This window comes from Leifsonia shinshuensis, assembly GCF_014217625.1.
GTDB classification, from domain to species: Bacteria; Actinomycetota; Actinomycetes; order Actinomycetales; family Microbacteriaceae; genus Leifsonia; species Leifsonia shinshuensis_A.
In genome coordinates this window covers 2,341,245-2,354,848 of the sequence record NZ_CP043641.1, presented here as the reverse complement: position 1 = coordinate 2,354,848, position 13,604 = coordinate 2,341,245, and the positions used below count along the sequence as shown (strand labels likewise).

At 69.8% G+C, this 13,604-nt stretch carries 12 protein-coding genes and 3 tRNA genes; 12 read left to right on the top strand and 3 right to left on the bottom strand.

Going from position 1 to position 13,604, the window contains the following annotated elements:
* Positions 1–140: 140 nt before the first annotated feature.
* From F1C12_RS11195 to F1C12_RS11180, 4 genes are all read left to right on the top strand, one after another.
* Positions 141–443 (top strand): helix-turn-helix domain-containing protein, encoded by a 303-nt coding sequence (locus F1C12_RS11195; protein WP_185275098.1) that lies wholly within the window; start codon positions 141–143, stop codon positions 441–443.
* 63 nt (positions 444–506) lie between these two features.
* Positions 507–588 (top strand) — tRNA-Tyr (locus F1C12_RS11190).
* An 85-nt stretch (positions 589–673) separates the two neighbouring features.
* On the top strand, positions 674–1,486 hold the full coding sequence (locus F1C12_RS11185; protein ID WP_185275097.1) for an inositol monophosphatase family protein: 813 nt from the start codon (positions 674–676) through the stop codon (positions 1,484–1,486).
* Positions 1,487–1,605: 119 nt separating this feature from the next.
* On the top strand, positions 1,606–2,379 hold the full coding sequence (locus F1C12_RS11180; RefSeq protein ID WP_185275096.1) for a M23 family metallopeptidase: 774 nt from the start codon (positions 1,606–1,608) through the stop codon (positions 2,377–2,379).
* A 110-nt stretch (positions 2,380–2,489) separates the two neighbouring features.
* Here the strand turns inward: F1C12_RS11180 and F1C12_RS11175 are convergent, their stop codons facing one another.
* Both F1C12_RS11175 and F1C12_RS11170 read right to left on the bottom strand, forming a co-directional pair.
* Positions 2,490–4,226, bottom strand: a complete 1,737-nt coding sequence (locus tag F1C12_RS11175; protein WP_185278912.1) for a glycoside hydrolase family 13 protein — start codon at positions 4,224–4,226, stop codon at positions 2,490–2,492.
* Between the two features lie 204 nt (positions 4,227–4,430).
* On the bottom strand, positions 4,431–5,300 hold the full coding sequence (locus F1C12_RS11170) for a pentapeptide repeat-containing protein (protein ID WP_185275095.1): 870 nt from the start codon (positions 5,298–5,300) through the stop codon (positions 4,431–4,433).
* Between the two features lie 109 nt (positions 5,301–5,409).
* On the opposite strand from F1C12_RS11170, the gene F1C12_RS11165 reads away from it, so the two are divergent.
* From F1C12_RS11165 to F1C12_RS11135, 7 genes are all read left to right on the top strand, one after another.
* On the top strand, positions 5,410–6,366 hold the full coding sequence (locus tag F1C12_RS11165) for an aldo/keto reductase (RefSeq protein ID WP_185275094.1): 957 nt from the start codon (positions 5,410–5,412) through the stop codon (positions 6,364–6,366).
* Between the two features lie 150 nt (positions 6,367–6,516).
* Positions 6,517–6,588, top strand: a tRNA-Thr gene (locus F1C12_RS11160).
* Between the two features lie 31 nt (positions 6,589–6,619).
* Positions 6,620–6,693: transfer RNA gene (locus F1C12_RS11155), tRNA-Met, on the top strand.
* A gap of 95 nt (positions 6,694–6,788) precedes the next feature.
* A complete protein-coding gene (locus F1C12_RS11150; protein ID WP_185275093.1) occupies positions 6,789–7,226 on the top strand; it encodes a MarR family winged helix-turn-helix transcriptional regulator in 438 nt (145 codons plus the stop codon).
* Positions 7,223–8,512, top strand: a complete 1,290-nt coding sequence (locus F1C12_RS11145) for an MFS transporter (protein WP_185275092.1) — start codon at positions 7,223–7,225, stop codon at positions 8,510–8,512. Before F1C12_RS11150 ends, F1C12_RS11145 begins: the two co-directional genes overlap by 4 nt.
* Before the next feature lie 44 nt (positions 8,513–8,556).
* Positions 8,557–9,171: an NADPH-dependent F420 reductase gene (locus tag F1C12_RS11140; protein ID WP_185275091.1), complete on the top strand. Its 615-nt coding sequence runs from the start codon at positions 8,557–8,559 to the stop codon at positions 9,169–9,171.
* Between the two features lie 27 nt (positions 9,172–9,198).
* A complete protein-coding gene (locus F1C12_RS11135) occupies positions 9,199–10,488 on the top strand; it encodes a hypothetical protein (RefSeq protein ID WP_185275090.1) in 1,290 nt (429 codons plus the stop codon).
* A 46-nt stretch (positions 10,489–10,534) separates the two neighbouring features.
* On the opposite strand, the gene F1C12_RS11130 is transcribed toward F1C12_RS11135, so the two are convergent.
* The gene (locus F1C12_RS11130; protein WP_185275089.1) at positions 10,535–11,539 is read right to left on the bottom strand and encodes a PstS family phosphate ABC transporter substrate-binding protein; all 1,005 of its coding nucleotides are present in this window, start codon (positions 11,537–11,539) and stop codon (positions 10,535–10,537) included.
* Between the two features lie 126 nt (positions 11,540–11,665).
* Between F1C12_RS11130 and F1C12_RS11125 the strand changes: the two genes are divergently transcribed.
* Complete coding sequence (locus F1C12_RS11125) at positions 11,666–13,501, top strand: ABC transporter substrate-binding protein (RefSeq protein WP_219732605.1); 1,836 nt, start codon at positions 11,666–11,668, stop codon at positions 13,499–13,501.
* The last annotated feature ends 103 nt before the right edge of the window (positions 13,502–13,604 follow it).

Genomic DNA, 13,604 nt, shown 5'->3' with positions numbered 1-13,604 from the left:
GATTGTGCGCGCGGCCACCGACATCGGCGGCAGGCGTCGGGGAGTGTCGCGAAGTCGTGGGCGGCTGGACGGATTCTGCTGTGGGCGGAATCCGAAAATCGGATCGGCGCGGACCCCGGGCGTCGGCTTAGGCTTCAGGCATGTTGATGCGGCACGCGATCGGCTCCGTGCTCCGCCGGTTGCGGACGGAGCGGGGCGCGACGTTGCGCGAGCTCTCGGAGACCTCGCGCATCAGCATCCCGTACCTGTCGGAGATCGAACGCGGCCGCAAGGAGGCGTCGTCCGAGATCCTCGCGGCCCTCTGCCGGGTGCTCGACGTGACCGAGCGGGAACTGCTGACGCAGGTGGTCTCGGAGTTCGCCGAGGCGGAGGTCCTCACGCTCGTGCGCGAGGGCGCCGAGCCGCGTTCGGCCGACGCGCCGACGGTGCTCCTCGCGGCCTGACCTCCCCGATTTCGTTCGGCGGCGCGCGCCGAGTATCCTTACATGGCGCCTTCGGGCGCGAATGGCGAGTTACCCAAGCGGCCAAAGGGATCTGACTGTAAATCAGCCGGCGTAGCCTTCGGGGGTTCGAATCCCTCACTCGCCACCCGTATAAGAAAAGGGATCCGGTTCGTCCGGATCCCTTTTCGCAGCTGTAGGGCGGTTCCGCCTGCTGTGCCAGGCTTGACCACATGCCCATCCCCACCGAGCTGCTCGAGATCGCCACCACCGTCGCCCGTCGTGCGGCCGCCCTCGCGCTGCAGCGGAGGCGGGACGGCGTGGAGATCGCGGCCTCCAAGTCGACCATCACGGACATCGTCACGCGGGCCGACCGGGAGGCCGAGGACCTGATCCGGGGGGCGCTGGAAGCCTCGCGTCCGCTCGACGGGTTCCTCGGCGAGGAGTCCGGCGGGGAGCGGGGGAGCAGCGGGCTCACCTGGGTCGTCGACCCCATCGACGGGACGGTCAACTACTTCTACGACATCCCCGCCTGGGCCGTCAGCGTCGCCGTCGTGGAGGGCGACCCCGACCCGGCGACCTGGCGGACGCTGGCGGGGGCGGTCGTGAACCCGTCCACCGGGGAGGTGTTCACGGCGGCTCTGGGAGGCGGGGCGCGGCTGAACGGCGAGCCCATCCGGGTGAACAGCGGGGTGGAGCTGCCGCTCGCGCTGGTCGGGACCGGGTTCGGGTACGACCCGGAGATCCGGCGCAAGCAGGCGGCGTTCGTGAACGAGCTGATCCCGCAGGTGCGCGACATCCGGCGGATCGGGGCGGCCTCCCTCGACCTCTGCTCGGTCGCCTGCGGGCGGCTGGACGCGTACTACGAACGCGGGCTGAACCCGTGGGATCACGCGGCCGGCGCGCTCATCGCGCAGGAGGCGGGGGCGACCCTGGGCGGCCTCGACGGGGCTCCGGCGGGCAAACGGCTGCTGCTCGCGGCGGCGCCCGACCTGTATGCGCAGCTCGACCCGCTGGTGCAGGGGTATTACCGGCACTGGGAGTGAGCGGGCGGCCTGCCGAGTGGTGAGGCAGTTACCGTTTCGTTATATTGGGTCGGGTGCGCCACGGAACCAGACCTCGGACGGGTATCGGCGCACCGTCGACCTCGAGCGCGACCCGGGGCGTGACCCGGCGCGAACTGCGGCAGCGTGAGGCAGCGGCCCAGCGGTCGCGCGAGCCACGCTTCCGCCGCGGGGTGGTCGCCGTGGCGATGCTCTCGGTCCTCGGGATCGCGGTCGCGACCACCGTCCCGGCGATGGCCCTCCTGACGGAGGACCAGGTCCGCGCGCGCACGGCAACTGGGCACTTCTCCAGCGCTCCGGCGTCGGAGGGGGAGGTCCAGGCGCTCGACACCATCACGCCCGCCGAGCGCGAGGCGATCATCCGGGACGGCAGCGCCGCGACCTCCGGCGAGCAGCTCGCCGCGCTGCGCTCGATGCGGATCGCGGACACGTTCCGCAACAACCCGGCAGGCGCCGTCCAGTGGCCCTTCCCGATCGGCGTGCCCATCACCTCCGGCTTCGGACCGCGCACCGCGCCGACCGAGGGCGCCTCCACGAACCACCTCGGCGTCGACTTCGCCCCGGGCGCGGGCGTGCCCATCCAGATCATCGCCGACGGCGTGGTCCGGGAGGTCGTGACGAGCGACCGCGGCGGCTGCGGCGTGAACGTCACGATCGACCACACGATCGACGGACGGCCGGTCAGCAGCATGTACTGCCACATGCAGACCGGGTCGGTGCGGGTCGCCGAGGGTCAGCAGGTGAGCGTCGCGGACATCGTGGGAAAGGTCGGCAACACCGGCATCTCGACGGGGCCGCACCTCCACTTCGAGATCCGGCTGAACGGGACAGAGGCGGTCGATCCGGTTGCCTGGTTGAAGGCGAACGCGAGCTAGGCAACGGAGGACATCCGGGGCGACGCGCCGGCTCAGAACAGCGAACGGAGGAGATCCGGCCCGATCGGGGCCGGGTCTCCTCCGTTCGTGTACGTGGGGGAGCGCGCGGCTCAGATCACCCAGGCGGTCGTGTCGCGCGGCAGCATGCCGCCCTCGAGCGGGCCGCTCGCCAGGATGACCGTGCCTTCGGGCAGGGGTAGCGGCGCCTTGCCGAAGTTCACCGCGACCGTGACCTTCCCGGTGCGGAACAGCAGCGCGTCCTCGCCGGCGTTCGACCACTGCAGCTGGCCGAACGCGAGGTCGTGCTCGCGTCGCGCGGCCAGCGCCTCCTGGTACATCGTCAGCGTGGAGCCGGGCACGCCCTCCTGCGACGAACGGGTGTACTCCGCCCAGGTCGCGGGCTGCGGCAGCCAGCTCTTCGGGCCGGGGCCGAAACCGTACGACGGGTCGGCGCCCTCCCACGGGATCGGCACGCGGCAGCCGTCGCGGCCGTAGCGCTCGCCGTTCGTGCGGAACCAGGTCGGGTCCTGGCGGGCGTCGTCGGGGAGGTCGATGGCCTCCGGGAGGCCGAGCTCCTCACCCTGGTAGAGGTACGCCGATCCGGGCAGCGCGAGCATGAGCGCGGTCGCGGCGCGTGCGCGGCGGAGGGCGAACGCCGGGTCCGGGAGGCCGGTCGACTTCGGTCCGATGCCGTGGCCCTGCGGGTTGTCGCCGGTGAGTGCGAGCCGGGTGGCGTGGCGGACGACGTCGTGGTTGGAGAGCACCCAGGTGCTCGGGGCGCCGACGCTGCCGAACACGGCGATCGAGCGGTCGATCACCGAGCGGAGCGCGACCGCGTCCCACGGGGTCTCCAGGTAGCCGAAGTTGAAGGTCTGCTGCATCTCGTCGGCGCGGACCCAGTTCGCCAGCTTCTCCATCGGCTCCACCCAGGCCTCGCCGCAGAGCACGCGGTCGCCCTCGTACTCGTCGAGGACCGTGTGCCAGTCGCGGTAGATGTCGTGGACGCCGTCCTGACCGAAGTAGGGAGGCGTGACGGGCTCGCCCTCGGCGTGCGCGCTGATCTCCGGCTCCAGCACGATGCCGCCGGTGGTGGTCGCGATCGCGCCGCCGCCCATGCTGCCGGCGTTCGCGGGCGGGGTGTAGTCGGGGAGGCCGGCCTCCTTGATCATGCCGTGGGCGACATCCACGCGGAAGCCGTCGACGCCGCGGTCCAGCCAGAAGCGCAGGACGCCGCGGAACTGCTCCCACACCCACGGGTTCTCCCAGTCGAAGTCGGGCTGCGACTTGTCGAACAGGTGCAGGTACCACTGGCCGGGGGTGCCGTCGGGCTCGGTGACGCGGGTCCAGGCCGGGCCGCCGAAGATGGACTCCCAGTTGTTCGGGGCCTCGTCGCCGTTCGCGCCCTTGCCGTCGCGGAACAGGTAACGCGCGCGCTCGGGGCTGCCCGGCGCGGCGGCCAGGGCCTCCTGGAACCAGACGTGGTCGCTGGAGGAGTGGTTCGGGACGATGTCGATGATGACGCGCAGCCCGAGGCCGTGCGCGGTCTCCAGCATGGTGTCGAAGTCGGCGAGCGTGCCGAAGCTCGGGTCGACGTCGCGGTAGTCGGCGACGTCGTAGCCCGCGTCGTTCTGCGGGGAGGTGAAGAACGGCGACAGCCAGACAGCGTCGACGCCCAGGTCGCGGAGCGCCGGGAGGCGGCGCGTGATGCCGGGGAGGTCGCCCATCCCGTCGCCGTCGGCGTCCGCGAACGAGCGCGGGTACACCTGGTAGATGACGGCGGAGCGCCACCACTCGCGGCCGGGAGTGCTGGGCGAGAGCGTGCGGGAGGATTCGGAAGTAATGGGGATCACCTGTCTTGGCGGAGGACGGGATGTCGCTTCGGCACGCGCGCGGGTGAACGATCGGTGGGGCGCCGTCGTTCCTCGCACGCCGCCGCTCGCGGCACCGGGATCGGCGCGCCGTCGTCGGCGCTGGCTGCAATGCTAGCCCTGTCTGCTGGGTGGACGCTTTCGTGTCGGGATTCTGCAGCGGTGCACGGGCGGGGCACGAGGTCAGCGGGACGGGTGATGCCAGTGGGACGGGCGCATGAGTGCGGCGGGCAAGCGCGTGGTCTCGTCGCCTCGTGCCGCATCGACCTGGGGCTGGGTGAGGTAGATGGCGCGGTGGAGGTCGGCCCCGTCGAGCCGGGCGTCGCGGAGGTCGGCGCCGATGAGCTCTGCGGCGGTCAGGTCGGCGCTGCGGAGATCCGCGCCGATCAGGAGGGCGCCACGCAACTCGGCCCCGCGGAGGTCGGCGCCGCGCAGGTCCGCGCCGAGGAGGTCGGCGCCCGGGGCGAGGCGGGAGCGCTTGATCCGGAGCGGGGTGTGGGTGCCGCCGGTCGGCTCGGCTGTCGCCGCCTCGCGGGTCAGCCGGGCGGCCTCCCGGAGCAGGGCGGCCGCAGGGGCGCGCAACTCGTCGACGTCGAGCGCGAGGATGAGCGCGGGTTCGGCGTCGGCGGCTGACGTGACCGCGTCCCAGGAGGCGCGCAGTGTGGCGCGGATGGACGCCGCGGCGGGCATCGCGATGGCCTCGCGGAGGTACCAGAGCAGTTCGTGGAGCTGGCGGACGATGGGGAAGACGGCGAACATCTCCGTGCGCACGCCCGCGTTGTCGCGCCACGACCTCCCGTCGAACGTGTGCCGGGTGACGAGCTGGCCCGCGCCGAAGCAGTCGAACACGGTGCAGCCCTTGAAGCCGCGCTCGCGCAGCTGCGGGTGGATGCGGCAGCCGAAGCCGTCGTCGAGGTTGACACACTCCTCGCCTGCGGGCTTGTCGAAAGCGAAGTCCGCGGAGCGGGCGAAGGCGAGCGCGACGCAGCAGAGCCCCGAGCAGGAGGCGCAGTCGGCGGCGAGCGTGCGCTCCGGTGCCGAGGATGGGGCCATTCCTCCACAGTAGGGGCGCGCGAGTGGCCTCTCCACATCTTCGACACATTCGGAATAGCCACGGGGACCCGGCGTTAGCGTGGAAGGACAGCCACGAAAGGAACACGGAATGACTTCACCGCGCCGCGCCATCGGAACCTCCGACCTCCAGGTCTTCCCTCTCTCACTGGGCGGAAACGTCTTCGGGTGGACGGCCGACCGGGACACCTCGTTCGCCGTGCTCGACGCCTACACGGCGGCCGGCGGCAACTTCGTGGACACCGCCGACGGCTACTCGGCCTGGGTGCCGGGCAACACCGGAGGCGACTCGGAGCGCATCATCGGTGAGTGGTTCGCGGCCCGCGGCCGGCGCGACGATGTCGTGCTCGCGACCAAGGTCAGCCAGCACCCCGACTTCAAGGGCCTCGCGGCCGACAACATCCGCCGCGCCGCCGACGCCTCCCTGGAGCGCCTGCAGAGCGACCGCATCGACCTCTATTACGCGCACTTCGACGACCAGTCGGTGCCGCTGGAGGAGACGGTCGCCGCGCTCTCCGGGCTGGTCGACGCCGGCAAGGTCCGCCACATCGGCATCTCCAACTACTCGCCCGAGCGCATCGAGGAGTGGCTCGCGATCACCGAGCGCGAGGGCCTGCACCGCCCGGTCGCCCTGCAGCCGCACTACAACCTGGTCGAGCGCGCCTACGAGGAGAAGTACCGTCCGATCGCCGAGCGCGAGGGCCTGGGCGTGATGCCGTACTTCGCGCTCGCCGCGGGATTCCTGACCGGCAAGTACCGCGACGGCGTGACCGTCGACAGCCCGCGTGCCGGCGGCGCCGCCAAGTACCTGGACGAGACCGGCCGCAGCGTCCTATCCGCCCTGGACGAGGTCGCGGCGGCGCACGGCGTCTCGGTCGCGACCATCGCGCTCGCCTGGCTCGCCGCCCAGCCGACCATCACCGCGCCCATCGCGAGCGCCCGCACGCTCGAGCAGCTGCCGGACCTGCTGGCCTCGGTGGACGTCGTGCTGACGGCTGACGAGCTCGAGGCGCTGGACGGCGCGTCGGAGGCCGCGAAGGCGGCGTGAGACCGGGGCCGATCGGCTCGTGATCCGCGGCGGTTCCTACGCGTTCCGCCGCTGATGCCGGGGGTCCGGGTGGTACGAAGCACCCTCGCGGGGATGGTATCCTCGTACGGTTGCCGAAAACGGCCCGGACCCTTCCGGATGCCCGGCTTCGCCCCCTTAGCTCATTGGTAGAGCACTTCCTTGGTAAGGAAGAGGTAGTGGGTCCGATTCCCACAGGGGGCTCCGTCTCCCGGTCGCGACGACGGGAGGCTACGGCGGGGTAGCTCAGGTGGTTAGAGCACACGGCTCATAATCGTGGTGTCGCGGGTTCGAGTCCCGCCCTCGCTACAGTCTTGAAAACGAAACGGCGGCTGATGATCAGCCGCCGTTTCGTCGTTTCCGGGAGCATTTCGCTATTTGGGATAGCTATGTAATATAGCTACATGGACACATCGGAGGCACTGCGGCTCGAGGAGCAGCTCAAGCGGTTCATCCGCTGGAACCGTTCCGCCCATCCCCCGATCGACGGCCTCTCGCGCAGTGCGATCTCCGTGCTCGCCGCGACCGTGCGTGCGGGGAGCCCGGCGCCACGGCCAGGCGACTTGGCGCGAGAGCTCGGAATGACCACGTCCAACACCGCCTCAGCCCTGCGGGAGCTCGACGCAGGAGGCTACGTCACCCGCGAGCCCAACCGGCACGACGGCCGGCGCGTCGACATCGTGCTGACCGAGAAGGGGAGAGCCGCGATGGCGGAGCGCCGGGCGACGAAGTCGTCGCGGCTGCACCAGGCCATCGAGGCGACGCTCGACGATCGCGAACAACGCGAGCTCCTTCTGGCGGGCGATCTGCTCGAACGTCTCGCGACGTATCCGGCGTCGTGAGCATCGTCGGAGAGTCGATCCGCCACCGGCTGATCGCTGCGGGGAGTTCCCTGCGTGTGCGGAATTACCGGCTGTACGCGGTGGGGCAGTCCGTCTCCGTGGCGGGCAACTTCATGCAGATGCTCGCGATCGCATTCCTCACGCTTCACCTCACGGGAAGCGGGACCGCGCTCGGGGTCGCGGTCGGGGTTCGACTGCTCCCGTACCTCCTCGCCGGGCCGATCGGCGGTGTGATCGCAGACAGACACGACAAGCGTCGCATGCTGCTCTTCACGCAGTCGGCGTGCGCGCTGTTCTCGGTCGCGTTCGGCGTGCTGGCCCTGACGGGATGGATGACCTACCCCTTGCTGCTCGGTCTGAGCTTCGGGCTGGGCTGCCTCACGGTGTTCGACAATCCGGCCCGGCAGAGCATCATCTCCGAGCTGGTGGCCGAGGAGGATCTCGCGAACGCGATCATCCTCAACTCGGTGATGATCAACCTCGCGAGGGTTCTGGGATCGGGTGCGGGCGGGGCCTTGGTCGCCGTCATCGGGATCCCGGCGTGCTTCTTCGTCAACGCTGCGTCCTTCGGCTCCGTGATCCTCAGCCTCCTCCTGATGCGCCCGGCGGAGATGTATCGTTCGTCCCCTGCGCCGCGCGCTCGCGGCCAAGTCCGCGAGGGGATGACGTACGCGTTCACGACCCCCACCCTCGCGATCACGCTGATCATGATCACGGTGACCGGCACCCTGGCCTGGGAGTTCCCGACCACGCTGCCGTTGCTGGCCACGGGGGCGTTCAACGGCGACGCGGCCACCTACAGCGCGTTGATCATGGCGATGTCCGGAGGCTCCATCGTGGGCGGTCTCATCGCCGCCAGCCGGAGGTCGGCGTCGCGCACCGTCGCGCTGTGCCTCACCGCGATCGGCTGGGGGGTCACGATGATCTTCGCGGCGCTGGCGCCGACACTCCTCATCGCGATCATCGCGATGGTGCTCGTCGGCGTCGCGAGCGTCGTCTTCAACGCGGACGCGAAGGCGACCCTGCAGCTCACCGCGCGGCCGGACATGCGCGGTCGCGTGATGGCGTTGTGGTCGATGTGCTGGGGAGGCAGCACCGTCATCGGCGCGCCGCTGGTGGGCTGGATCGCGCAGGAGTTCGGCAGCCGGTGGGGACTGCTCGCCGGCGGCATCCCGACCGTCCTACTCGGAGTCGCGCTGCTGCCGGTGCTGCTGCGCGGCGCGCGCGGAGTCCCCGCGGTCGTGGACACCGCACCGCCGAGCGCACCTGAGGAAGTCCCGGAATAGGCCTACTGTCCAGGAGGGATCCTGGTCTCGAGAACGAGGTGACGATGACGTACATCGCGATCATGGGTACTGGATCGATGGCGCGCGCCCTCGCGTCGTCCTGGACGCGCGCCGGCCACTCGGTCTGCATCGGGACGCGCACACCGGACGACGAGCGGAACTCCGGACTGCGTGAGCACGCGTCGGTCCGCGCGCACGAAGCCGCGATCCGCGAAGCGCAGGTCGTCGTCCTCGCGCTGCCGTTCCCGGAGATCGTCCGTTTCGCGAGCACGCACCGCGAGCTGCTCGAAGGCAAGACGGTGATCGATCCCTCCGACCCGTTCGACTACCAGTTCGACGGCGCCCTCGGCAGCAGCGAGTTGGTCGCGGACGGGCTCGGGCGGCGATCCGGGCTCGTGGCGGCGTTCAAGGACAACTTCGCCGAGCAACTCGATGTGACATCGGGGGACGCGCCGGCGGTCATCGACGTCCGGCTCGTCGCAGACGACCCGGAGGCGATCGCCCTCGTCGCCGGCCTCGTGCGCGACATGGGGCACCACCCCGTCGATTGCGGTCCCCTCCACAACTCGCGGCTGCTGGACGCGGCCGCCTGCCTCCTCACGGAGGCCAGAAGGCGTGCGGGGCACTCGCGGACGGAACCGCGCGCCGACGAGAGCTAGTCGGACCCGCACAAGACAGGAGACTGGATGTCCACATCGGATCGGCCGCGCTTCGCTGCCATCGTCAACGAATACTGGCCGGGTTCGCACGCCGACCTCCTCATCGGCCGCATGCACGAGGGCTATGAGCTGCTCTGGACTCCGGCGGAGCCGCTGAGCTCACTGGACGCCCTCCACGTGCTCGATCCAGGGCCGACCGATGTCGGGGGCGAGCGGGCGCTGGAATGGGGTGTCCGCCAGGCGGCAGGTGTCGCCGAGGCGCTCTCCGCCGGCGGAACAGGGGTCGACGTCGACGGGGTCGTTCTGATCGCGGAGCGGAACCCGCGTTCCGGACGGCCGGAGGAGATCGACGGGAGAGGCCGGCCCCAGGACAGTCGGCACGAGCTGTTCCTTCGGGTCGCTCAGGCCTGCGAGCAATCGGGCCGGACCGTCCCGGTGTTCCTCGACAAGCACGTCGGGAACTCCTGGTCCGAGATCAAGGAGGTCTACGACACGGCCCGGCGGCTCTCGATCCCCCTCATGGCGGGCTCGTCCTTGCCGGTCACCGTGCGCTGCCCACCGGTCGAGATCCCGTTCGGCTCTCGCGTGAAGGAGGTCGTCGTCGTGGCGACCGGTTCGGGGGAGCCGCCGATCTTCCACCCGCTCGAGCTGGTCCAGTCCATGATCGAGCGGCGGGCGGGTTTCGAGACCGGTGTCGCATCCGTCCGGTTCGTCTCGGGCGAGCAGTTCTGGGACGCCTACACGAATGGCGGTGTCTGGTCGCGGGACCTCGCGGACGCCGCCATCGATGCCGTGCCCCATTTCGCCGAGGGAGCCCGCGAGTACTACAGACGCTTCCCGACGGAGGTCGTCGGCGGTGGCGCGGCCGTGCCACCCCGGGGGCGCGAGGAGGCGGTGGTCGTCGACTACAACGACGGAACCCGGGTGAGCGTGCTGCTGCTGACGGGGTTCATGCTTCGTCGTTCGGTCGCCGTGCGACTGGCGGATGCGCCCGAACCGGTCGTCACGTGGACTCCGACCGGCGCCAAGCTCAGTGATGTCCCGATGGTGGGCGCCGAGGTGGCGCGACCCGGCCAGAAGAAGCCGCCGACCTGGAACTTCGATCATCTGGCGGCCTTCGTCGATCGATTCCTCTTCACCGGGCGGTCGCCGTTCCCGATCGAGCGGACCGTCCTCACCAGCGGGATCCTCGACGCCGCGATCTCCTCGCGTCGGCTCGGCGGCGCGGCCGTGGAGACGCCGCATCTCGACATCGCCTACCGTCCGGCCGTGACTCCGGGTCAGCTCACCCGCCGCGTCGACCAGCCGGTGGGGTGACCGCGCGGCTCGGCGGCGATCGGCCGCCGAGCCGCACGCCAGCGGTCTAGGCGGGTGTCGACAGGCTCATCAGGCGCTCGAGCTCCGGCCCGGCGACCTTCTCGGGCAGCGGGAGGTAATCGCCTTCCGCGGCGACAACGGCCTGGCCTTCCCGGCTGAGCACGAAGCGCATGAACTCCCGCACCTTCGGGTCCCACTCGGTTCCGGGAGCCTCCCGGACGAACGCGTAGACGGACCGGCTGAGGGGGTACTCGCGGGTGGCCGTCGTCTCTCGTGAGCCGTCCACCGCCTCGCCGTCCTCCGAGATCGCCACGGCCTTCAGTCGCGGTGTCACATTGCGGAACCCGGCGAGCCCGATTCCGAAGCGGTCGCTCTCGAGCGCCGTGACGAGGGCCTCCGCCGCGTGGCCGCCGGAGCCGGCGTACATGCGTGTGGGCGCGCCCTCGGGGAGCACGGCACGGTCGGACCACGGCCCTTCCTGCAGGACGCGGAGCCACATGTGCTGTGCCGTCCCGGTGTCCCGGTCGAGGCCGTAGGTGTGGATCGGCGCGTCCGCCCACTCGCCGGTGAGCCCGAGCTGCCCCCAGCGGGTGACGGGCTCGGCGCCGCCTCGGCGTCGTTCGGCCGAGTAGATCGCGTCGAGCTGCTCGAAGCTGAGCTCGGAGATCGGGTTGTCCGCGTTGGTGAGCACCGCGACCGCCACTGTCTTCGCGAACGTGTCGAAGGCGCCCGTCGCGATGGCGAACCCTTCCGGCTGGTGGTCGAAGATCCGCTTCCAGGAGGTGCGCTCCAGCTTGCGGATCTCGCGCCCGAAGAGGCCGATGTCGGCAACGCCCGTGTACAGGCCACCGACCGCCGTCGAGGTGCCGCGCAGGAAGGAGTCGAACTCGAGGCCGGGATGGAAGGCCCCGAACCGCTCGGCCCAGCCGTCCCAGAGCTCCTGGAAGGCCGGGTCGCCCCAGGCCACGAGCTTTCCGTTCAGTTCCGTGCGCGGTTCGTATTCCGGCAGCGCCTGCCAGGAGCGTGAGGTTTTCGTCTCGATCGTCGACATCGTCGTCCTCTCTTCCGGAACGGGACGCATGCCATCCACGCGTCGATCATTCGCGGCTGTACTAACAGTTGTTAAATCACTATTGCATTTCTGTTTGTTAAAAATCTACGATTGTGTCTTGCGTGATTGTTGTTTCCGGTTACCGTCGCTCTCACACCCGCGTTCTACGGGCCCTGCCTGCAGCGGCTGGATCCCGCCGCAGGCGCCACGAGCGGACTCACCCTCACCGCTGTGGGCGGCCTCCCGATCCTCAACGTCAACGAAAGAAGAACGATGAAGTTCCTTACTACGACGAGGCGGTCCCTCCGGGCCACCGCCGCCCTCGCCGCCGCGGTGGCCTGCGTGCTCGCCATGGCGGCGTGCACGGGCACCACGGCCAAAGCGACCGCCAAGACCGGCGGCACACTCAAGGTGAGCGCCGGGGCATCCGGTCCGTTCACCGACAACTTCAATGCGCTCATCGCGAGCTCGTCGAGCGCGAGCGGCTATGCCGCCTACGCGATCTTCGAGCCGCTGCTGCAGGAGGACTTCGGCAGCGGCAAGACCCGTCCCTGGCTGGTGACCTCGTACACCTGGGGTGCGGACGGCAAGACGCTCACGCTCAAGACGCGCAAGGGCGTCAAATGGTCGGACGGCCAGCCCTTCAGCGCGGAGGACGTGGCGTACACATTCAACCTGATGAAGGCGAACCCGGCGTTCAACTCGGTGTCGCTGCCGCTGACCGGCGCGAAGGCGACGAATGAGACGACAGCGGTCATCTCGTTCAGCAAGCCGGCCTACCAGGTGATGTGGTGGCGCACGGAGACCGTTCCCGAGCACATCTGGAAGACCGTGCAGGACCCGGTCAAGTACGCCAACGAGAATCCGGTCGGCACCGGGCCGTACATGATGAAGTCGTTCACGAATCAGGTCATCACTCTGAAGAAGAACCCGTACTACTGGCAGTCGGGGGGCAAGTTCGACACGGTGCAGTATCTCGCGTCCGATTCGTCGAGCAGCATGGTCGCCAACCTCCAAGCCGGCGCTGTCGACTGGATCGGCACGAGCGGCGTCGACGGAGCGACGGTCAAGCGGCTCTCCCCGAACGCGATCGGCTACTGGAACACGACCACCAACCCGTCGGTCGCACTGCTCCTGCCCAACTTCGCCCACGCGCCGCTCGATCAGCTCCCCGTTCGCAAGGCGATGGATGCCGCGCTCGACCGCGACAAGATCTCGAAGGTCGGAACCGCCGGGCTCAACGCCCCCGTCGTCTCGCCGACGGGCATGGACACCGGGACCCGCAGCAACCTGATCGCGTCGGCGTACTCCAAGCTGAAGTACGGCAAGGGCGACCCCTCAGCCGCGAAGAAGATCCTCACCGCTGCCGGCTACAAGCTCGGCGCTGATAAGGTCTTCGTCTCGCCGTCCGGTCAGCGGCTGGAGTTCACTCTGACCGTGCCGGCGACCTACCCGCAGGCTGACCTCCTCGGCATGTCGCGGGAGGTCGTGCCCGAACTCGCGGCGGCCGGCATCAAGGTGACGGTGAAGTCGGAGCAGCAGCAGGCGTACGTGTCGGACGTCGCGCTCGGCAACTACGAGTTGACGATGCGGACCAACGGCGGCACGCCGTCCGTGTACGACTTCTACAACCGGATCATCAACCAGCAGCCCGTCGGAGCTCCGGCCGGCACGCGGACCCAGCTCAACTACGAGCGCTACCCCGACACGAACGCGCCGGCGCTTCTGAGTGCGTACGCGGCTGCCGCTCCGGGAAGCAAGCAGGAGCAGACCGCCGTCGGCAACATCCAGAAGGTGATCGTCGGCCAGTTGCCTGCGCTGCCCCTGGTGTTCGCGGCGGGCGCGGGCATCTACCGGACGGACGTCGCCACGGGCTGGCCGACGTCGTCGGATCCGTACGCCTGCCCTGTGCCCGGCAGCGTCAACGCGGAGCTGGTGCTCCTGAAGGTGGCGCCCAAGTAGCACTGCCGACCGAATGAGACAGTGCCTCCGGGAGCGCCCCGCTGCCGGAGGCACTGTCACATCGCCGCGTGAAGCGTCTCGTTATACGCGACTATCACAGTCT